The sequence below is a fragment of the Comamonas brasiliensis genome, from assembly GCF_018292285.1.
Classification (GTDB): Bacteria; Pseudomonadota; Gammaproteobacteria; order Burkholderiales; family Burkholderiaceae_C; genus Comamonas; species Comamonas brasiliensis.
Map to the genome: position 1 here is coordinate 72,567 of NZ_JAANES010000004.1, position 19,426 is coordinate 91,992.

18 protein-coding genes are annotated in these 19,426 nt (G+C 64.5%); 8 read left to right on the forward strand and 10 right to left on the reverse strand.

Annotation, left to right across the window (positions count from 1 at the left end; genetic code table 11):
• Positions 1–7: 7 nt before the first annotated feature.
• Entirely contained in the window at positions 8–781 is a 774-nt protein-coding gene (locus tag DJFAAGMI_RS16855) for a ferredoxin--NADP reductase (protein WP_211458010.1), read from the reverse strand.
• 398 nt (positions 782–1,179) lie between these two features.
• Here DJFAAGMI_RS16855 and DJFAAGMI_RS16860 point away from each other — a divergent pair, with 398 nt between their 5' ends.
• From DJFAAGMI_RS16860 to DJFAAGMI_RS16875, 4 genes are all read left to right on the forward strand, one after another.
• Positions 1,180–2,382 carry an ABC transporter substrate-binding protein gene (locus DJFAAGMI_RS16860; protein WP_211458011.1) on the forward strand — a complete coding sequence of 401 codons (1,203 nt, stop codon included), beginning with the start codon at positions 1,180–1,182 and terminating at the stop codon, positions 2,380–2,382.
• Between the two features lie 94 nt (positions 2,383–2,476).
• Positions 2,477–4,390, forward strand: coding sequence for an ABC transporter permease (locus DJFAAGMI_RS16865; RefSeq protein ID WP_211458012.1), 1,914 nt, complete (start codon positions 2,477–2,479; stop codon positions 4,388–4,390).
• Complete coding sequence (locus DJFAAGMI_RS16870; RefSeq protein WP_211458013.1) at positions 4,387–5,148, forward strand: ABC transporter ATP-binding protein; 762 nt, start codon at positions 4,387–4,389, stop codon at positions 5,146–5,148. The genes DJFAAGMI_RS16865 and DJFAAGMI_RS16870 overlap by 4 nt, the downstream gene beginning before the upstream one ends.
• Positions 5,145–5,915 (forward strand): ABC transporter ATP-binding protein, encoded by a 771-nt coding sequence (locus DJFAAGMI_RS16875; RefSeq protein ID WP_211458014.1) that lies wholly within the window; start codon positions 5,145–5,147, stop codon positions 5,913–5,915. Before DJFAAGMI_RS16870 ends, DJFAAGMI_RS16875 begins: the two co-directional genes overlap by 4 nt.
• A gap of 9 nt (positions 5,916–5,924) precedes the next feature.
• On the opposite strand, the gene DJFAAGMI_RS16880 is transcribed toward DJFAAGMI_RS16875, so the two are convergent.
• The 9 genes from DJFAAGMI_RS16880 to DJFAAGMI_RS16920 all read right to left on the reverse strand — a co-directional run bounded on the left by DJFAAGMI_RS16880 (position 5,925) and on the right by DJFAAGMI_RS16920 (position 14,898).
• The gene (locus tag DJFAAGMI_RS16880) at positions 5,925–6,443 is read right to left on the reverse strand and encodes a YiiX/YebB-like N1pC/P60 family cysteine hydrolase (protein ID WP_249334488.1); all 519 of its coding nucleotides are present in this window, start codon (positions 6,441–6,443) and stop codon (positions 5,925–5,927) included.
• A 68-nt stretch (positions 6,444–6,511) separates the two neighbouring features.
• Positions 6,512–6,940 (reverse strand): DUF4878 domain-containing protein, encoded by a 429-nt coding sequence (locus DJFAAGMI_RS16885; RefSeq protein ID WP_211458016.1) that lies wholly within the window; start codon positions 6,938–6,940, stop codon positions 6,512–6,514.
• Positions 6,941–7,022: 82 nt separating this feature from the next.
• Entirely contained in the window at positions 7,023–7,880 is an 858-nt protein-coding gene (locus tag DJFAAGMI_RS16890; protein WP_211458017.1) for an SDR family NAD(P)-dependent oxidoreductase, read from the reverse strand.
• A 70-nt stretch (positions 7,881–7,950) separates the two neighbouring features.
• A complete protein-coding gene (locus DJFAAGMI_RS16895) occupies positions 7,951–8,823 on the reverse strand; it encodes an HpcH/HpaI aldolase/citrate lyase family protein (RefSeq protein WP_211458018.1) in 873 nt (290 codons plus the stop codon).
• 90 nt (positions 8,824–8,913) lie between these two features.
• A complete protein-coding gene (locus tag DJFAAGMI_RS16900) occupies positions 8,914–9,909 on the reverse strand; it encodes a tripartite tricarboxylate transporter substrate binding protein BugD (protein ID WP_211458019.1) in 996 nt (331 codons plus the stop codon).
• Between the two features lie 97 nt (positions 9,910–10,006).
• Positions 10,007–11,371 (reverse strand): MmgE/PrpD family protein, encoded by a 1,365-nt coding sequence (locus DJFAAGMI_RS16905; protein WP_211458020.1) that lies wholly within the window; start codon positions 11,369–11,371, stop codon positions 10,007–10,009.
• Between the two features lie 34 nt (positions 11,372–11,405).
• Positions 11,406–12,602 (reverse strand): CaiB/BaiF CoA transferase family protein, encoded by a 1,197-nt coding sequence (locus tag DJFAAGMI_RS16910; protein ID WP_211458021.1) that lies wholly within the window; start codon positions 12,600–12,602, stop codon positions 11,406–11,408.
• Positions 12,603–12,766: 164 nt separating this feature from the next.
• A complete protein-coding gene (locus DJFAAGMI_RS16915; protein ID WP_003070450.1) occupies positions 12,767–13,933 on the reverse strand; it encodes an acyl-CoA dehydrogenase family protein in 1,167 nt (388 codons plus the stop codon).
• 62 nt (positions 13,934–13,995) lie between these two features.
• Entirely contained in the window at positions 13,996–14,898 is a 903-nt protein-coding gene (locus DJFAAGMI_RS16920; RefSeq protein ID WP_211458383.1) for an HTD2 family dehydratase, read from the reverse strand.
• Between the two features lie 201 nt (positions 14,899–15,099).
• Here DJFAAGMI_RS16920 and DJFAAGMI_RS16925 point away from each other — a divergent pair, with 201 nt between their 5' ends.
• The 4 genes from DJFAAGMI_RS16925 to DJFAAGMI_RS16940 all read left to right on the forward strand — a co-directional run bounded on the left by DJFAAGMI_RS16925 (position 15,100) and on the right by DJFAAGMI_RS16940 (position 19,399).
• Positions 15,100–16,017, forward strand: a complete 918-nt coding sequence (locus tag DJFAAGMI_RS16925; RefSeq protein ID WP_003059581.1) for an SDR family NAD(P)-dependent oxidoreductase — start codon at positions 15,100–15,102, stop codon at positions 16,015–16,017.
• A gap of 215 nt (positions 16,018–16,232) precedes the next feature.
• Positions 16,233–17,123: a MaoC/PaaZ C-terminal domain-containing protein gene (locus tag DJFAAGMI_RS16930; protein WP_211458022.1), complete on the forward strand. Its 891-nt coding sequence runs from the start codon at positions 16,233–16,235 to the stop codon at positions 17,121–17,123.
• A gap of 201 nt (positions 17,124–17,324) precedes the next feature.
• The gene (locus DJFAAGMI_RS16935; RefSeq protein WP_211458023.1) at positions 17,325–18,122 is read left to right on the forward strand and encodes an enoyl-CoA hydratase/isomerase family protein; all 798 of its coding nucleotides are present in this window, start codon (positions 17,325–17,327) and stop codon (positions 18,120–18,122) included.
• Positions 18,119–19,399 carry an acetyl-CoA hydrolase/transferase family protein gene (locus DJFAAGMI_RS16940; protein WP_211458024.1) on the forward strand — a complete coding sequence of 427 codons (1,281 nt, stop codon included), beginning with the start codon at positions 18,119–18,121 and terminating at the stop codon, positions 19,397–19,399. The genes DJFAAGMI_RS16935 and DJFAAGMI_RS16940 overlap by 4 nt, the downstream gene beginning before the upstream one ends.
• Positions 19,400–19,426 lie beyond the last annotated feature (27 nt).

The window sequence follows — 19,426 nt, forward strand, 5'->3', positions numbered from 1 at the left end:
GCCGGAATTACTTTTCCACGAAGGCGCGTTCGATGACAAAGTCGCCGGGCGTAGTGGTGTTGCCTTCCTTGAAGCCGCGCTTTTCCAGCAGTTCCTTGAGCTCGGACAGCATGGCGGGGCTGCCGCACAGCATGACGCGGTCGGTCTCGGGATTCAGATCGGGCAGACCCAGATTCTGCGGGAAGGTGCCGTTGTTGATCTGGGCCGAGATACGGCCCTGGTTGCGGAAGGGCTCGCGTGTCACGGTGGGGTAGTAGTGCAGCTTGCCCTTGGCGATATCGCCGAGGAATTCATGCTCGGGCAATTCCTTCTCGAACAGCTCCTGATAGGCCAATTCCTGCACCTGACGCACGCCATGCACGACGACCACATTGTCGAAACGCTCATAGGTCTCGGGGTCGCGCGCCACGGCCAGCCAGGGAGCCAGGCCCGTGCCCGTGCCGATCAGATACAGATTCTTGCCGGGCAGCAGATAGTCGATCAGCAGCGTGCCCGTGGGCTTCTTGCCCACGATGATGGTGTCACCCACCTGGATGTTCTGCAGCTTGGAAGTCAGAGGGCCTTCGGGCACCTTGATGGACAGAAACTCCAGATGCTCCTCATAGTTGGGGCTGGCGATGGAGTAGGCGCGCAGCAGGTTCTTGCCATCCACCTTCAGGCCGATCATGGTGAAGTGGCCGTTGGAAAAGCGCAGCGATGTGTCGCGGGTGGTGGTGAAGGAGAAAAGACGGTCGGTCCAGTGGTGGACGGACAGCACGCGTTCTTCAAGAAAAGCACTCATGATTCGTCTGAAATAAAAACTCTAAGCAGAAAACCTGCGCGGCAAATGCTGGGCGGTGGCGGGGCACTGCAGGTCAGGGCTGCTAGCGCGTTGGCTGCCGGTTGCCAAGCGGGACAAGACCTATATTGTCCGGCAATTGCACAGAAACGGGGGAATCACCCATCAATGTCTTGAGATCGAATAGTGATAAGCAGAATGAAGCGCTCCGATACCACCCGATCGCCGGAAAACTGCCTCGCCCTTCTTGACTCAGAGAAAACGCTGCTCTAGGATCACTCCCCACGCGCTTTGAACAAGCGCTTTATTTGTCTATATAAATGCTCAAATTGAGCATTAGTGATTGCAGCGACCCTGTGCCTCGGGCCATGGTCGCCCACCTAGCACCAAGGAGAATGACAATGCAGCTGCGCTGGTCCCTGCCCCTGCTGACACTGGCCGCCCTGCCCGCCTGGGCACAGGGCGTGATCAAGATTGGCGAAATCAACAGCTACAAGGCGCAGCCCGCGTTTCTGGAGCCCTACAAAAAGGGCATGGAGCTGGCGGTGGAGCAGGTCAATGCCGCAGGCGGCATTGCCGGCAAGAAGCTGCAGCTTATCGTGCGCGACGACAATGCCACGCCGGGCGATGCCGTACGTGCCGCCGAAGAGCTCTACACGCGCGAGAAAATCGATGTGCTCACGGGCAGTTTTCTCTCGCATGTGGGCCTGGCGCTGACCGACTATGCCAAGCAGAAAAAGCGTTTCTTCCTCGCCTCCGAGCCGCTGACCGACAAGATCGTCTGGGCCGACGGCAATCACTACACCTACCGTCTGCGCGGCTCCACCTATATGCAGACCGCCATGCTGGTGGAAGAAGCGCTCAAGCTCAAGAAGAAGCGCTGGGCCATCGTCTACCCCAACTACGAATACGGGCAGTCGGCGATTGCCACCTTCAAGACGCTGATGAAAGCCAGGCAGCCCGACATCGAGTTTGTGGCCGAGCAAGCGCCTGCGCTGGGCAAGATCGACGCCGGCTCCGTCGTTCAGGCGCTCGCTGACGCCAAGCCCGATGCCATCTTCAATGTGCTGTTCGCCACCGACCTCGGCAAGTTCGTGCGCGAAGGCAATACACGCGGCCTGTTCAAGGGCCGCGAAGTCGTGGGCCTGCTGACGGCAGAGCCCGAATACCTGGACCCGCTCAAGAAGGAAGCGCCTATCGGCTGGACCGTGACCGGCTACCCCTGGTATTCCATCAACACCCCCGAGCACGCAGCCTTCCTCAAGGCCTATCAGGCCAAGTTCAAGGACTACCCGCGCCTGGGCACCATCGTGGGCTACAACGCCATCCAGTCGATTGCTGCGGGCCTGCGCAAGACCAAGGGCGATCCCGACACCGAGAAACTGATTGCGGCCTTCAAGGGCCTGGAAGTCGCCACGCCCTTCGGCCCCATCACCTACCGGGCACAGGACAACCAGTCCACGATGGGAGCCTACATCGGCAAGACCGCCTATGACGAGAAGCTGGGGCACGGCGTGCTGGTCGACTACCGCTATGCCGACGGCAAGAACTACCAGCCCACGGACGAGGAAGTGAAGAAGCTGCGTCCCGCGACAGCGAACTGATTTCGCTTCGGCGAAAATGCCAGGCCACCTGCACTGCAGCAGGTGGCTTTTTCATCTCTGAACACACTATGTCGAGCTTCAGGAGCTACGCAGCATGAGTGCATCCGGCCTGCTGGCCCAGTTGCTCAACGGACTGGCCAGCGCATCGTCGCTGTTTCTGGTTTCAGTCGGGCTGTCACTGATCTTTGGTGTCACCCGCACCATCAACTTCGCCCACGGCTCGTTCTACATGCTGGGCGCCTTCATCGCCTACAGCAGTGTGGACCGGCTCTCGCCCCATATCGGATTCTGGCCCGCGCTGCTGCTGGCTCCGCTGGCCTGTGGCGCACTCGGGGCACTGACCGAGACACTGCTTCTGCGTCGCATCTACAAGGCGCCCGAGCTATTCCAGCTGCTGGCCACGTTTGCACTGGTACTGGTCATCAAGGACGCTGCGCTGTGGCTGTGGGGCCCCGAGGAACTGTTCGGCCCGCGTGCCACAGGACTTGAAGGCTCGGTGGAGATTCTGGGCCGCCAGTTCCCCACTTACGATCTTTTCTTGATAGCGGTCGGTCCCTGCGTGCTCCTGGGCCTGACGCTTTTGTTGACCAGGACCCGCTTTGGCACCCTGGTGCGTGCCGCCACGCAGGACCGCGAAATGGTGGGCGCCCTGGGCGTCAACCAGGCCTGGCTGTTCACCGCCGTCTTCGCACTGGGCACGCTGCTGGCAGGCCTGGGCGGCGCGCTGCAGCTGCCGCGCGAGCCCGCCAGCCTCGAGATGGACATGCTCACCATTGGCGCCGCGTTTGTGGTGGTGGTGGTCGGCGGCATGGGCAGCATACCGGGCGCCTTCATGGCCGCGTTGCTGGTGGCGGAGCTCAAGGCCGTCTGCATCTGGCTGGGCGTGCAGGAGATCGCGGGCTTCGAGCTGTCGTTCTCCAAGCTCACGCTGGTGGTGGAGTTCCTGGTCATGGCCGTGGTGCTGATCTGGCGGCCCTGGGGCCTGCTGGGCAAGCCCCAGGCACTGGCACGCAGCGCCGGCGAGCCCGAACAGCCGCTGCGCCGCTCGGGGCGTGGTGCAACGGCCGCATGGCTGGGACTGCTGAGCGCGCTGGTGCTGCTGCCGCTGACGGCAGGTGCAGCCGAAGGCGGCAGCTATGCCACCGTGCTGCTGGCCGACATTTTTGTCGCCGCACTGTTTGCGAGCAGTCTGCACTTCATACTCGGGCCTGGCGGCATGCACTCCTTCGGTCACGCGGCCTACTTTGGCCTCGGTGCCTACGGTGCTGCACTGCTGGTGCGTGCGCTGGATCTGCCCATGGAGGCCGCGCTGTTGCTCGGCCCCCTGGCCGCCGCTGCGGGCGCCCTGCTCTATGGCTGGTTCTGCGTGCGGCTGTCAGGCGTCTATCTGACCATGCTGACGCTGGCGTTTGCGCAGATCAGCTGGGCCATCGTCTTTCAATGGGATGACTTCACGGGCGGCAGCAATGGCCTGACGGGCGTATGGCCCCCCGAATGGGCATCGCAGGGTCCGGCGTTCTACTGGCTGGCGCTGGGCATCTGCACGCTGGGCATCTATCTGCTGCGTCGCCTGCTGTTTTCGCCGCTGGGCTATGCGCTGCGCGCATCGCGCGACTCGGCGCTGCGGGCAGATGCGATCGGTATCGACGTGCGCCGCGTACAGTGGACGGCGTTCGTGATCGCCGGGCTGTTTGCCGGCTTGGCCGGTGCGCTGTTTGCCTTCAGCAAGGGCGGCGTGGCGCCCGATGCGATGTCGGTCACCAAGTCGGTGGATGCACTGGTCATGGTGCTGCTGGGCGGTGTGCAGACACTGGCCGGCCCCCTGGTGGGGGCGGCAGCCTTCACCTGGCTGCACGACACCGTGGCGCGCAACACCGAATACTGGCGCGCGTTGATGGGAGCGACCATGCTGATTCTGGTGCTGCTGGCACCGCAGGGTATTGCCGGCTATGCGCAATGGCTGTGGTCGCGTGTGAGCGCCAAAGGCAAGGCAGGAGCCAGAACATGAACTTGCTGCAGGTACAGAACGTCAGCAAGGCCTTTGGCGGCGTGAAGGCCGTGCAGCAGGTCTCATTCAGCCTGCAGGCGGGTGAGCTGCTGGCCCTGATCGGCCCCAACGGCGCTGGCAAGAGCACCACCTTCAATATGGTCGGCGGCCAGTTGCCACCCGACAGCGGCCAGGTGCTGCTCAATGGCCAGTCCATCACCGGACTGCCGCCGCGCGCCATCTGGCGCAAGGGCGTGGGACGCACCTTCCAGATTGCACAGACTTTTGCCTCGCTCAGCGTGGTGGAAAACGTGCAGATGGCTTTGCTGTCGGCCGATCGCAGGATCTTCAGCTGGTGGCCGCGTGCCGCCAGCCACCGGCGTTCCGACGCACTGGCCCTGCTGGATCAGGTGGGCATGGCGGCTCAGGCCGATCGCCCCTGCAGCGCTCTGGCCTATGGCGATGTGAAGCGAGTGGAGCTGGCCATGGCTCTGGCCCATGATCCTCTGCTGCTGCTCATGGACGAACCCACGGCCGGCATGGCCCCGGGCGAGCGTGTCGCGCTGATGCAGCTGACGCGCCAGCTTGCGCAGCAGCGCCGCATGGGCGTGCTGTTTACCGAACACAGCATGGACGTGGTCTTCGGTCAGGCCGACCGTGTGGCCGTGCTGGTGCGCGGCCAGCTGCTGGCCGAAGGTACGCCGCAAGCCATTCGCGACGACGCGCGCGTGCAGCAGGCCTACCTCGGTACCGGCCTCGTACTTGAAAAACAGCAATGAATCAAATGCATAGCAACCAACGCTTGATGGATAAGGGCAAGAGCCCAAAATTGCTTGAAGTCCAGAACCTCAATGCCTGGTATGGCGCGGCCCATATCCTGCATCAGGTATCTCTGGCCGTGGGGCGCGGCGAAGTCGTGGCGCTGATGGGTCGTAATGGCGCTGGCAAGTCCACCACGCTCAAAAGCATTGCCGCCCTGGTGCCGCACCGCGAGGGCAGTATCCGCTTCATGGGAGAAGCGATAGAGAAAAAAGCCTCGCACCAGATCGCGCAGCGCGGCCTCGGCTATGTGCCCGAGGATCGCCGCATCTTTACCGAGCTGACGGTGCTGGAAAACCTCGAGGTCGGCAAGCAAAAGCCTCGCCGATGGCCCGATGGCTCCGCCATGCCGCACTGGACGCCCGAAAGGCTTTTTGCGCTGTTCCCCAACCTGGGAGAGATGCCTGACCGCCTGGGCGGGCGCATGAGTGGTGGTGAGCAGCAAATGCTGAGCGTGGCCCGCACGCTGATGGGCCAGCCCTGCCTAGTGCTGCTGGATGAGCCCTCCGAGGGGGTTGCTCCGCTGATCGTCGAGCAGATGGCGCGCACGATTCTCGAACTCAAGGCACAGGGCATAGGCATCTTGCTCAGCGAGCAGAACCTGCCGTTTGCCGAGGTCGTGGCCGACCGCGCCTATGTGCTGGAAAAGGGCCAGATCGTGCACGAAGCCAGCATGGCCGAACTGGCTGGCGACAAGGCCGTGCGCCAGCAATATCTGGGCGTATAGCGCCCGGGCCTAGTGCAAGGACAGCAAGGGCGTCAGCGGACGCAAGCGGGATGAGCGCAGCAGCTGGCCGGGCAGCAGGTAGCGCCCGCCGAGAATCGGTAGCTCCAGCCTGGTGAACACCACCCCGAGATCCATACCGCCTTGCTGCCAGGCCTGCCAGACCAGCGTGGTGCAGTACAAATCCTGAGCATCTCCCTGCAGCTGAAACGGCTTGCCCTGCTGCGCCATGGCCCAGGCCACGGCCCGCTCGCGCGTGCCGGGGTCGGAAGCGACCTGATACAGGCGATAGGCCCGGGCGCGCTGAGCGTCCAGAAAAAAGTCCAGCGAATCGAGCACCACGGCATCCGCCTGACCCGGACGCTCGGACGGCGTGGCATGCAACACCTGCCACTGACCGGGCCGCCCCACCAGCATGCCCACATGGCTGAAGTCACCATGGTCCACGGCTTGCACCAGATGGCTGACGTTTTCCGTACCCTGGCGAAAGATCAGATCGCCAGGCGCAGCCTGCGGCGGCAATGGCGGCATTGAAAAAGCCAGACCAGCGCAGCAGGCCGATACTGCGATCACAGCGGCCGTGGCCAGCCGCGCAAGCATCACAGCAGCACTTTCCAGACGCCTTCTTCCTGGACCAGATTGATGCGCTCGCGGCGGGTGCTGCCATTGCGATAGCTGACCAGCACCCTGAGCTTGATGACCTGCTCCTCCTCGGAAACTTTTCTTTCCACCACTTCGACCTTGGCCAGGCCGCCCTTGGAGTCGATCATTCCCTTGGCGCCTGTCAGCATGCGGCGCAGCTTTTGCTCAAAACTCGCCAGTTGCCCGCTGGAAATATTGCGTGCCGAGATCAGGGCAATGCAGGTGTCGAAATCGCCGGCAGCCATCAGTGCGTAGAAGCGCTGGATTAGTTCATCCTGGCTTTGTTCAGGGGTGGTCGTGGCACAGGCCGACAGGCCCAGAGCCAGGGGCAGCGAGAAGGAGAGATGCAGACAGCAGCGGCGGGAAAGGTAGACAGAAGCAGACACGGACCGGGTACAGCAAAAACAAGGAAGGCCGCAGTGTAGCCCCCACTGCGGCCTTGATCTTGCATGCTGTCAGTGCACCGGCTTATTCGACCACCACCGGGCTGAATTCCGGGGGTGCGCCGAAGTAGGCACGCGGCGACGCGGGCTGCGCGCCATCGATGTCCTGCACGCCATACTCGCTGGCCAGTTCGGCCGTATAGAACACGCCGCCGGAGCGCCGCGCCAGGCAGTCGGCATCGCCATGCAAGGCCAGCACCACCCGGCCAATGAACTGCGGCGTTTCGGCGCTGTCGAAGCTGTCGCCGTACTTGTCGGGCTCGGCCGCGCAGACGCGTTCGGAGCGCTCGGTCCTGACCAGTCCGGGCCAGAGCGAAACCACGCTCACGCCGGCAGGCTTGAAATCATGGGCCATGTCGAAGCTCATCTTGTCCGTGCCGGCCTTGCCTGCGCCATAGGCCGGCCCATGCATGTAGCAGCGACTGCCGGCCGACGAGATATTGACCACCAGGCCGCGCGCCGCGATCAGCAGGCCGGCCGCGCAATAGCTGGCCACATAGGTAGAACGCAGGCCCACATCGAGCAGTCCGGTCATCTCCAGCGGCTTCTGCCAGAACGGGCCGGGCACGGTCAGCGCATCGGGAATCGCAATCGCACAATTGACCAGAATGTCGAGCCGGCCATGCTCGCGGCGCACGCGCTCGAACAGCGCTTCCACCTGGGCATCATCGCCATGGTCACAGGCCACGGCAATGCCGTGGCCGCCGGCAGCCGTCACATCGGCGGCCGTCCTGCCCACCGTGCCCGGCAGCGGCGAGTCGCCCTCCTTCACGCTGCGCCCCGTCACGTAGACGGTTGCCCGCGCCGCACCCAGCGCCAGCGCCACACCCCGGCCCACGCCACGGCTGGCCCCCGTCACCACACATACCAAAGCCTGGTTCATGCCGTTCCCCTGTTTCATGAAGCAGCATGAATCTGAACCAGACAACGGCGCCCGGCAACGTCCAATAAGACTAGGTTTCGCGCTGCATGCGCTGTTGGGCCCAGGCGTGGCGGGCCAGTGTCTGCTGCGCCAGATGAAGCACGGGCGCATCCACCATCCTGCCGTTGACCGTGCAGACGCCGCCGCCAGAAGCCTGCATGGCCTGCACCACCGCACTGGCCTGGGCCACGGCCGGATCGCAAGGCGCAAACACGCGGTTGACCGGGCCGACCTGGTCCGGGTGTATGCACAGCTTGGCGCCAAAGCCCATGCGCAGTGCACGCCGGGTGTCGCTCTCCAGGCGGGCCTCATCCTTGGTGTCGATGGTGACGCCATCCACGGCGCGGGCCAGGCCCCGCCGGCGCGATGCGAGGATCAGCGCCAGGCGCACCGGCTGCAGCTCGGCTTCGTCCGGCTCGCACTGCATGCCGGCATCGACCTGGAAGTCCAGATGCCCGAAAGCCAGCCGCACCACCTGCGCGGTGCCGGCCAGTGCATCGCAGGCATCCAGGCCGGCCACGCTTTCCACCAGGGGCAGCAACGCACAGCGCGGGCCGGCTGCATCGGCAATCTGCTGCAGCACGGCCGCGCTTTCCGCCTTGGGCACCACGGCCCCGGCCACACCGACGGCCACCAGCCGCGCCAGCGCCTGCAGATCTTCATCGAACCATGGCGTTCCCCAGGCATTGATACGCACCAGCAGCCGTTCACGTTCGGACATGGAAAGCTGCTGCACGGCCTGCTCCAGGGCCAATCTGGCGGCCGGCTTGTCGCCGGGGGCCACGGCATCCTCGCAGTCGGCAATCACCATATCGGCGCCGCTGGCGAGAGCCTTGGCAAGCCGCTGCGGCCGGTTGGCGGGAACGAACAGAAAAGTGCAGGCGTTATGCAGCAAGGTGCTCATGGCGTCTCCTGGGAATGCAGGATGTCAATCAGGTGGTGGCGGGCCCGCGCCGGGGCGCGGATCTCGTTCCGTGCATGGCCTCACTCGGCCTTATTCGGCCGATACGCCGGCGGCCTTGATAACGATGCGCCAGCGCGCGACTTCGGCCTCCAGATGCTTGCGCAGTCCTTCTGGCGTGGCCTTGTCGGGCGTGACGAGATCAGAGCTGAGCTCGGCGATGCGCTTTTTGACGTTATCATCCTTGAGGGCCACATTCAGTGCCTTGTTCAGCTGCTCTATCGCCTCCCTGGGCGTGCCCTTGGGTGCATACATGCCATGCCAGACCTTGACGTCGAAGCCCTTGAGGCCCTGCTCGTCCAGCGTCGGGATATTGGGCAGCGACGACAGGCGCTGGGGTGTGGTCACGCCGAACACCTTCGCGCGCTTGCCGTCCTGGATCACGGGCATGGTCTGGGTGGTCTGGTCGCACAGCAGGTCAACCTGCCCGCCCATCAAATCGTTCATGGCGGGACCGGCCCCCTTGTAGGGAACGACGGTCAGCTTCACGCCCACCTGGTGCATGAACAGCATGCCGCACAGCTGCGACACGGCGCCCACACCGGCATTTGCCAGCGACACCTTGTCCTGGTGCTTTTTCACATAGTCCAGCAGCTCGGCAAAGTTGTTGGCCGGGAAGTCCTTGCGCGACAGCAGGGTCATGGGGACGTCCAGCACCTGGCCGATGTACTCGAAGTCCTTGAGCGGGTCATAGGGCAGCTTTTTGTAAAGCGAGGGCGCAGTAGCCATGCCCATGTGGTGGATCAATATGGTGTAGCCGTCGGGCTTGGAGCGCACGATGCGCGCCGGTGCCAGCGTGCCGCCTGCGCCCACGGTGTTTTCGACAAGCACCGACTGCCCCAGGTACTGTCCCATCGGCACGGCCAGCAACCGCGCCACTACATCGGTAGGCCCTCCGGCGCTGTAGGGAACGACCAGGGTCACAGGCTTGTCCGGCCAGCCTGCGGCCATGACGCCGCTGCTGGCGGCGAATGCGGAGGCTGCGGCCGCGGCGCAGATCAGTCGGCGGCGGATGGATCGATATTGCATGTTTTGTCTCCTTTGCACTTTGTGGAAGCGGGAGGCACTCTGTGATGGCGCCTTTGCCCGAGGGATGCCGGCCTTGCCTGCACCGGCGGAAAGAAACTCAATCCAGCAGATGCCGTACCTGCGGCCATTGCGCGACCTGCCACAGCCTTGCCACCGCGGCCTGGGCGTGCTCCGCGGGCACATGGCCGCCATAGGCGATCAGCCGCAGCGCCTTGGCCGTGATCTCCTCGCGCGACAGCGTGTTGCCAGGGTCGCCCTTGGGTTCGTCGACACGGCCCTTGAGCAAACGGCCATCCGTGGTCTGTACGCTGACCTTGCCTATCCAGCGCCGGGGATAGGCCTGATCGACCTCGGCATCAAGCTCCATGCTCACCTTGTCGCGCAGCTCCACGGTTTCCTGTGCCAGATAGTCGCGGTCGAACTCCGTCAGCCCCGCATGACCGTGACGCGCCGCCAGCGCCAGCACGGTGCCCATGGAGAACTTGCTCTGGTGGACGGTGCTCGGCCTGACCACGGGGCCCAGCACGTCGATGGCGCCCTGGTGCACATGGCAGGTGACCTGTGCCAGGTCGGCAGGCGCCAGGCCATGCTGCTGCATGACCTGCAGCAGTGCATCGGCGGCCGGATGCGTGTGGCGGCAGGAGGCATGCCATTTGAACGAGGTCTCTGCCGTGGCCCAGCGCGTGCCCAGCCCATCGCTGAGTCGGGCCGGGTCGGCATCCGTGGACATGCCTGCAGCCAGTCCCTGCGGCCCCGTGAAGATGTCCTGCGCGCCCGTGAATCCGTCCTGCGCCAGGAAGGCGGCCGTCAGCCCTGCAGATGCAGCATGCGCCGTGTGCAACTGCTTGCTGTCGGCGCCCGTGCGCAGAAACTCCCACAGCCCCGCCGACTGTGTGCCGGCCGAGCCGAAGGCATGCTGCATCTGCTCGGGCGTCAGCTTGAGCAGGCGGCCCACGGCCGCAGCCGCCGCCAGCGTGCCGGCCGTGGCCGTGGTGTGGAAGATGCGGTAGTGGCTACGGCCCAGAAACTCGCCCACCCGGATGCCGACCTCATAGCCAGCCACACAGGCCTGCATGAGCTCGACGCCGCTGGCACCTAGGCTCTGCGCCACGGCCAGTGCGGGCGGGAATACCACGGCGGCGGGGTGGAACACCGAGCCGTTGTGCACATCGTCCTGCTCGGCCACATGCGAGGCTGCGGCGTTGGCCTGGGCCGCCATCAGCGGCGAGCTGGTGGCGTCACTGCCCAGTATCTCGCAGGGGCCTGCGGCCGGCCCCTGGGACAGCGCGAAGCGCGTGATGCTCTGCACCGGGCGCGCGTTCTGGCCGGCGAGAGCGGAGCCGAACCAGTCCACCCACAGATCCTCGGCGCGGCGCTGCACCTGCAGCGGGACATCTTCCCAGCACAATGTGGCCGCGAACCGGGCCAGCGGATGAATGCTCACTTGGGTCTCGTTCTTCATGGAATCACTCCCGCGCATACACAGCGCACAGCTTTCACAGAGTTGCTTCTTCGGCGTACAGAGCACGGATGCGCTCGGCCGACCAGCCCAGCTCGGCCAGGATGGCCGCACTGTGCTCACCGACGGACGGCACGGCGTCCATGCGGTAGTCAAAGGCGCTGTTGGCACCGGGCGGCAGCAGCGCCTGCACCGGCCCGGCCGGTGTGCCCACGCTGCACCAGCGCTGACGCGCGGCCAGTTGCGGATGGGCCCACAGGCCCGCCATGTCGTTGACGCAGGCGTTGGCAATGCCGGCCTGCTCCAGGCGCTGCACCACCTGCGGTGCGTCCAGTCCGGCAAACACGCTCAGGATCAGGGCCTGCAGCTCCTCGCGGTGCGCATTGCGCTGTGCATTGCTATCAAAGCGCGCATCGCCGGCCAGTGCCGGCTGCAGCAGCACCTGCTCGCAGAAAAGCGTCCATTCGCGCTCGTTCTGCAGGCCCAGCATCACCGTGCCGCCATCGCCCGCCATGAAGGGGCCATAGGGGTAGATGCTGGCATGCGATGCGCCCGTGCGCGGCGGCGGCGGCGCGCCGTCCCAGGCGTAGTACATGGGATAGCCCATCCATTCGCCCAGTGCCTCCAGCATGGAGACATCGATATGGCTGCCCTCACCCGTGCGCCCGCGCAGCAGCAGGGCAGAAAGAACATTGGTATAGGCGTACATCCCGGCCGCGATATCGGCCACCGAGATGCCGGCCTTGGACGGCTCCTGCTCCGTTCCCGTAACCGAGAGAAACCCCGCCTCGCTCTGGATCAGCAGGTCGTAGGCCTTCTTGTCCCGATAGGGGCCGTCGGCACCATAGCCGCTGATGTCGCAGACGATGAGTTGGGGGTTACGGGCTTTCAGCACCTCGTAGGACAGCCCCATGCGCGCGGCCGCGCCCGGTGCCAGGTTCTGCACCAGCACATCAGCCGTGGTCAGCAGTTGCAGCAAGGCTTGCAGGGCCGCCGGTTGCTTGAGGTCCAGCGCCAGGCTTTCCTTGCTTCGGTTGATCCAGGTGAAATGCGAGGACTGGCCATTGACCCGCTGGTCGTAGCCGCGCGCAAAGTCGCCCGCGCCGGGGCGCTCCACCTTGACCACGCGCGCCCCCAGATCGGCGAGCTGGCGGGTGCAAAAGGGTGCGGCCACCGCATGTTCCAGCGAGACCACGGTGATGCCATCGAGAGGTCGAAGACTATGCTTTTTCATCTTGGAAATCCATTGCACTTTGGCGAAACTCACGACCCGAAAAACTGGCGCACTCAAAGCCAGGGACAGCAAGCAAGGGCCTACGCCGGCCGCACCGCCCCGCAGCGAGGCTGTCGTCCCCCTTTCAGGGGGAAGGCGCACAGCGACTCAGGGGGTCTTCCATTTCAAAACGAACGTGGCAGACCCAGCAGGTGCTCGGCCACATAGGAATAGATCAGATTGGTGGAGATCGGCGCCACCTGGTAGAGGCGGGTTTCGCGGAACTTGCGCTCCACGTCGTACTCGCAGGCAAAGCCGAAGCCACCGTGAAACTGGATGCAGGCATTGGCCGCCTCCCAGCTGGCCTTGGCCGCAAGATACTTGGCCATATTGGCCTGAGCGCCCATGGACTCTCGCGCGTCGAACAGTTCGCAGGCCTTCCAGCGCATGAGATTGGCGGCCTCGACCTCGATGAAGGCATCGGCGATCGGGAACTGCACGCCCTGGTTCTGGCCGATGGGACGGCCGAACACCTGGCGGTCCTTCACGTAATTCGTCACACGGTCCAGAAACCAGTAGCCGTCGCCTATGCACTCGGCCGCAATCAGCGTGCGCTCGGCGTTCAGCCCGTCGAGGATGTACTTGAAGCCCTTGCCTTCCTCGCCGATCAGGTTCTCCTCGGGAATCTCCAGATCCTCGAAGAACAGCTCGTTGGTCTCGTGGTTGACCATATTGAGGATGGGGCGCACGGTCATGCCCTTCTTCTCGGCCTCGCGCAGATCAACCATGAAGATGGACATGCCCTCGCTTTTCTTCTTCACTTCCGCCAGCGGCGTGGTGCGCGCCAGCAGGATCATGAAGTCGCTGTGCTGGATGCGGCTGATCCAGACCTTCTGACCGTTGATCACATAGCGCCCGTCCTTCTTCACGGCGCTGGTCTTGATCTTGGTGGTGTCCGTGCCCGTGGTGGGCTCTGTGACACCCATGGACTGCAGCCGCCATTCGCCCGAGGCAATGCGCGGCAGGTATTTCTCCTTCTGCGCCTGCGAGCCATGGCGCAGCAATGTGCCCATGTTGTACATCTGGCCGTGGCAGGCACCCGAGTTGCCGCCGCAGCGGTTGATCTCCTCCATGATGACGCTGGCCTCGGTCAGGCCCAGGCCGCTGCCGCCGTACTCCTGCGGAATCAGCGCGGCCAGCCAGCCCGCGTTCGTGAGCGCGTTGACGAAGGCTTCGGGGTAGACGCGCTGCTCGTCGATCTTGCGGAAATACTCGTCGGGAAACTCCGCACACAGCGCACGGATGGCATCGCGGATCTCGTGGTGGTTATTCGAGCTGGTATGTTCGATCATTTAAAGCCTTTTTGCCTAGAACGCTTATCCATCAAGCGTCATAAGCTATGGTTTTTAATTCTTCAGGACACCGTGGCCGTTGCCTGCATGGTGAGAAAGCCTTCGTGGTCCTGAGCCCACAGGTCGATGGTCCTGCCGTCCTCGCGCGGCTTGCCGTGCACGCTGAAAGGGTGAAGGTCGAAGGTCGGCCGCAAGGCCTTGAAGTCGAACGTGACCACCTTGGCGCCCTGCAGATTGCGGCGCAGCAGATCGAGCAGCAGCGTGGCAATCAGCGGGCCATGCACGATCAGGCCCGGGTAGCCCTCGACCTGGGTCACGTACTGACGGTCGTAGTGGATGCGGTGGCCGTTGAAGGTCAGCGCCGAATAGCGAAACAGCAAGATGTCGTCTGGCACGATGGTGCGCGACCAGGCAGCCTGGCCGGCGAGCGGCGGCTGCTGCGGTGACGGCACCGGATCGCCGGGCCTGGCGGCGGCCCGGTAGACGATGTCGTGCTCCTCGACCAGCGCCAGGCCGTCCTGGTTCGAGAACCGATGCTCCACCAGCACGAACAGCAACTCACCCGAGCGTCCGGTCTTGTGCTGCACGCTGCGGATGGTGGAGACGCGCTGCACCTCCTGCCCCAGGCGCAGCGGATTGTCTGTCTCCCAGCGCAGCCGCCCGCCGGCCCACATGCGGCGCGGCAACGGCACGGGCGGCAGGAAGCCGCCACGCCGGGGATGCCCGTCGGGGCCGATCTCGCTCTGGCGCGCATGAGGCAGGAAATACAGCCAGTGCCACAGCGGCGCCACCGGCGTACCGGGTGTAGGAGCAGGCTCATCCCGGTCCAGCGTGGCCGACAGGGCCCGCAAGGGAGCGGCGGTGATGAGGTCGAGCGCGGTTTCGCTTTTGCTCTGCCAAGTCTGAAGATGCGCCAGCTTGGCGTCGTCGATGATTGCAGGTTGCGGTTCTGTCATGGCTGCCATGGTCGAGGCAGCGACGCCGTCAGGCAAGCCGCGTTTTTGAAAGCATGTCTTCAGCGCTGCCTAAGGGCGTGACAACCCGTGGTGCGCAGCAGCGGCTTTCACGCTGACGAAGTCCGTCCTCGGGATTGGCAAATGGCGTCCGCGCCGGTTTGCCGGCATGCTGGGCTCATCTCTCACGACAACAGCAAAGGACGACAAGCCATGGCCCAGAAGATGATGCAAGACAAGGTCGTAGTGGTGACCGGCGCCGGAGGTGGCATCGGTCGAGACATTGCCTTGGCCATGGCGGCGTCGGGAGCCAGAGTGGTGGTCAACGACATCGGCACGTCCACCACCGGCGAAGGCACCGACGCAGGTCCGGCGCAGAAAGTGGTCGACGAGATCAAGGCCGCAGGCGGCCAGGCCGTTGCCAGTACCGACAGCGTCTCTGAAGCGGCCAGTGCCAGCCGCATTGTGCAATGCGCGGTGGACAGCTTTGGCCGCATCGATGGCGTCGTCAACAACGCCGGCATTCTGCGCGACCGCTTCTTCCACAAGATGAGCCTGGAGGAGTGGGATGCCGTCATCAAGGTTCATCTCTACGGCAGCTACTTCATGAGCCGCGCTGCCGCCAACCACTTCAAGGAACAGGAAAGCGGGGCCCTGGTCCACATGACTTCCACCTCCGGCCTGATCGGCAACCTGGGCCAGGCGAACTACAGCGCTGCCAAGCTGGGCCTGACCGCCCTGTCCAAATCCATTGCGCTGGACATGGCTAGGTTCAATGTGCGCTCCAACTGCATCGCTCCCTTTGCCTGGAGCCGCATGATCGGCTCCATTCCCACCGATACCCCCGAGCAGCAGGCGCGTGTGGCCAAGATTCAGCAGATGACGCCCAACAAGATCGCGCCGCTGGCGGTCTATCTGCTGTCCGACCAGGCCAGAGATGTGAACGCCCAGGTCTTTGCCGTGCGCAACAACGAGCTGTTTCTGATGAGTCAGCCACGTCCGCTGCGCTCGGTGCATCGCAGCGAAGGCTGGACACCCGAGTTCATTGCCGAGCACGGCATGCCCGCGCTCAAGGCCTCGTTTGTACCCATGGATCGCTCGGCCGACGTGTTCAGTTGGGATCCGGTGTGACCAGCCACACCCCCTGAGCGGCTGCGCCGCTTCCCCCTCTCTCACGCTGCGCGTGGGATGGGGACGACACCGGCGCGGCGGGGCGGCCCTTGCGCGGTGTCCCTGGCGAAAGAGGCCCCATGCGCGGCAGGGCAGAGCTGCCCCGGCTTGCCTCTACTCCCTCGCCCGCTTGCGAGAGAGGACCTCCACAGCGAATCACACCGAGGAGCCTGTACATGGCCATTGACTACCACCACCTCAAGGCGCTCCACTTCGAGCCTGTGCGCCAGCAGTACAGCGCGCGCGACAGCATGTTGTATGCGCTCAGCCTGGGTCTGGGCAACGACCCGCTGGATCACAGCGCCCTGTCCTATGTGTATGAGGGCAAGGACGGCCAGGGCCTGCTCACCCTGCCTTCTCAGGCCGTTGTGCTGGGTTACCCCGGCTTCTGGGCGCGCGAGCCAGACACCGGCATCGACTGGGTCAGGCTGCTGCATGGTGAACAGCGCATGCGGCTGCACCGACCGCTGCCAGCTGCCGCTCAAGTCGTGGGCCACAACCGGGTCACCCATCTGACGGACAAGGGCGAAGGCAAGGGCTGCATCATGGTGACGGAGCGCCGCCTGGAAACCACCGACGGCACGCTGCTGGCCACCGTACAGCAGGTATCTTTTCTGCGCGGTGATGGGGGCTTCAGCCAGACCGGACAGCCCACGGACACCCCGCTGCCCGCGCTGCAATCCACACCGGAAGACAGCGCACCGCACTTCACGGACATCCAGGCAACCCGCCCCGAGGCCGCGCTGCTCTACCGCCTCTGCGGCGACTACAACCCTCTGCATGCAGACCCCGCAGTCGCCACGGCCGCGGGCTTTGAGCGTCCCATTCTTCATGGGCTGGCCAGCTATGGCCTGGTCACCCGTGCCCTGTTGCGCCAGTGTGCGGGCGGCGATGCCTCACGCTTTCGGGCACTGGACATCCGTTTTGCCTCGCCGGTCTTTCCCGGCGAAACCCTGGTCACCGAAATCTGGCGCGTGCCTGGCAGCCAGACGCATTACCAGTTGCGTGCCAAGGTGCAGGAACGCGACAAGCTGGTGCTCAGCCATGGTTTTGCGGAGCTGGTGTGATACCCCCTTAGGCGCGTTGCGCCTTCCCCGCATCGCGGCGCTCGCAGGCAGGGGATGCGGGCCCCTTGCACGAAGCTCTGACCCGGGTCACGCCGGCTCTGGGCTTTGCACCACTGGTTTGTCTCCCTCTGCCGAGAAGATGTGTGAGGAACTGCCCAGCCTGCACATTCCGTTCTTTCCTCTCTTTGACTGGTACCAACCATGAACACTCCTGCCGTGTTGACCGCCGTGGAAAACGGTGTGGGAACCATTAGCCTCAACCGCCCCGAAGCACGCAACGCCCTAAGCCTGGAAATGCGCGACGGTCTGGCCCGGGCCGTGGTCCAGATGCGCGACGATGCCAATGTGCACACCGTGATTCTCACCGGCGCCGGCGGCGCCTTCTGTTCGGGCGGCGACATCGGTCTGATGATGAACAGCCGGCAAGACGGCGTGGCTCACCGGGAGCGTATGCGAGCCTTGCACCAATGGTTTGGCGAGCTGGTGAATATGGAAAAGCCGGTGATTGCCGCCGTCGATGGCGCGGCCTTTGGTGCCGGACTGAGCCTGGCCCTGGCTGCCGACTTTGTGCTTGCCACACGCCGCTCCAAGTTCTGCTCCGTCTTCGGTCGCATCGGCCTGGTGCCAGACCTGGGCGCCATGCAGCTGCTGCCACGCATCGTGGGTCTGCAAAAAGCCAAGGAGCTGGTGTTTACCGCACGCACCGTGGCTGCGGACGAGGCCAAGGCTCTGGGCATGGTCTACGACATTGTTGAAGACGCTGCCGCATTGCAGCTGGCGGCCCAGCAACTGGCCGCCCGTTTTGCCGACGCATCGACGACGGCCATCGGTATGGCCAAGAACATCATGAACCAGTCCTTCGAGCTGAACGCCCATGCCATGGCAGAGCTGGAAGCCAGTGCACAAGCCATTTGCCGCGGCTCCGACTACCACCTGGACGCAGTGCGCCGCTTCAAGGACAAGCAAGCACTGCGCTTTGACTGGGATCGCAAGGAATGAGCACGATTGCTGCGCGACTGCAGGCCTTGCTGCGTCCCGGCGACACCTTGTGGTGGGGTCAGGCCACAGCCGAGCCGCTGACCTTGACCCGCACCTTGGTGCAGCACCGTCATGCGCTGGCACAAGGTGGTCGGTTTCAGGTGTTTGTGGGCCTAGGCCTGTCGGACACACTGCAGCCCGCACATGCAGATGTGCTGGATTTTCTGGGCTATGCCGCCAGCGGCCCCCACCGCGCGCTGGCCCGAGCCGGCGTGCTGGACATCATTCCCTCGCACTACTCGCAGCTGCCGCCATTGATTGCACAAGGCCATATTCCGGCCGATGTGGTGTTGCTTCAGGTCTCGCCGCCCGATGCACAGGGCCACCACAGCCTGGGGCAGGTGCGCGAATACCTGCCCGCAGCCATGGAGCGCGCCCGTGTCATCGTGGGTGAAGTCCACCGTGATGTACCGTGGACCGCAGGTGGCCCCTATCTGCAAGCTGGCGACTTCGATCTGCTCATCGACTCCGACGCCGACTTGCTCGACATGGCCCGCACGGAGCCGGGCACCGTGGAACAGGCGATTGCTAGCCATATTGCCGGTCTGGTGGAGGATGGCAGCTGCCTACAGCTGGGCGTGGGCAATCTGCCCGAAGCCGTGCTGACCGCACTGCACCGGCACAAGGACCTGGGCCTGCATAGCGGCGCCATCGGCGACGGGGTGGTCGCCCTGGCCGAGGCCGGCGTGCTGACCCACGCGCGCAAGAGCGTAGATCCCGGCGTCGGCACCGCAGGCGTGCTGATGGGCGGGGCAGGTCTGCGCCGATGGGCCCATTGCAACCCACGGCTGCAGATGCGCGACACCGCTTACACCCACCACCCCGAAGTCCTGACGGCCATGGACAAGCTGGTGGCCATCAATTCCGCCATTGAAGTGGATCTGACCGGTCAGATCAATGCCGAAGTGGCCGGCGGCATCTATATGGGCGCCGTCGGCGGCGCCGTGGACTTTCTGCGCGGTGCTGCCCGCAGCAAAGGCGGCCTGCCGATTCTGGCCCTGCCCTCCACCGCCAAGACACACAGCCGCATCGTGCCCCGGCTTGGCGGACCGGTAAGCACGCCGCGCGCCGATGCCGGACTGATCGTCACCGAGCACGGCGTGGCCGACCTGCGCGGCCAACCGCTGTCCCGGCGCGTGCGCCGCCTGATCGACATTGCCGCACCGCAACACCGAGAACATCTGGAACAGCAGGCCCATGGTCTGCTGCGCCAGTGCGGAGCAGCTTTCCCTTGCTGAGCCGCTTTCCCATCACCACCACAAGGA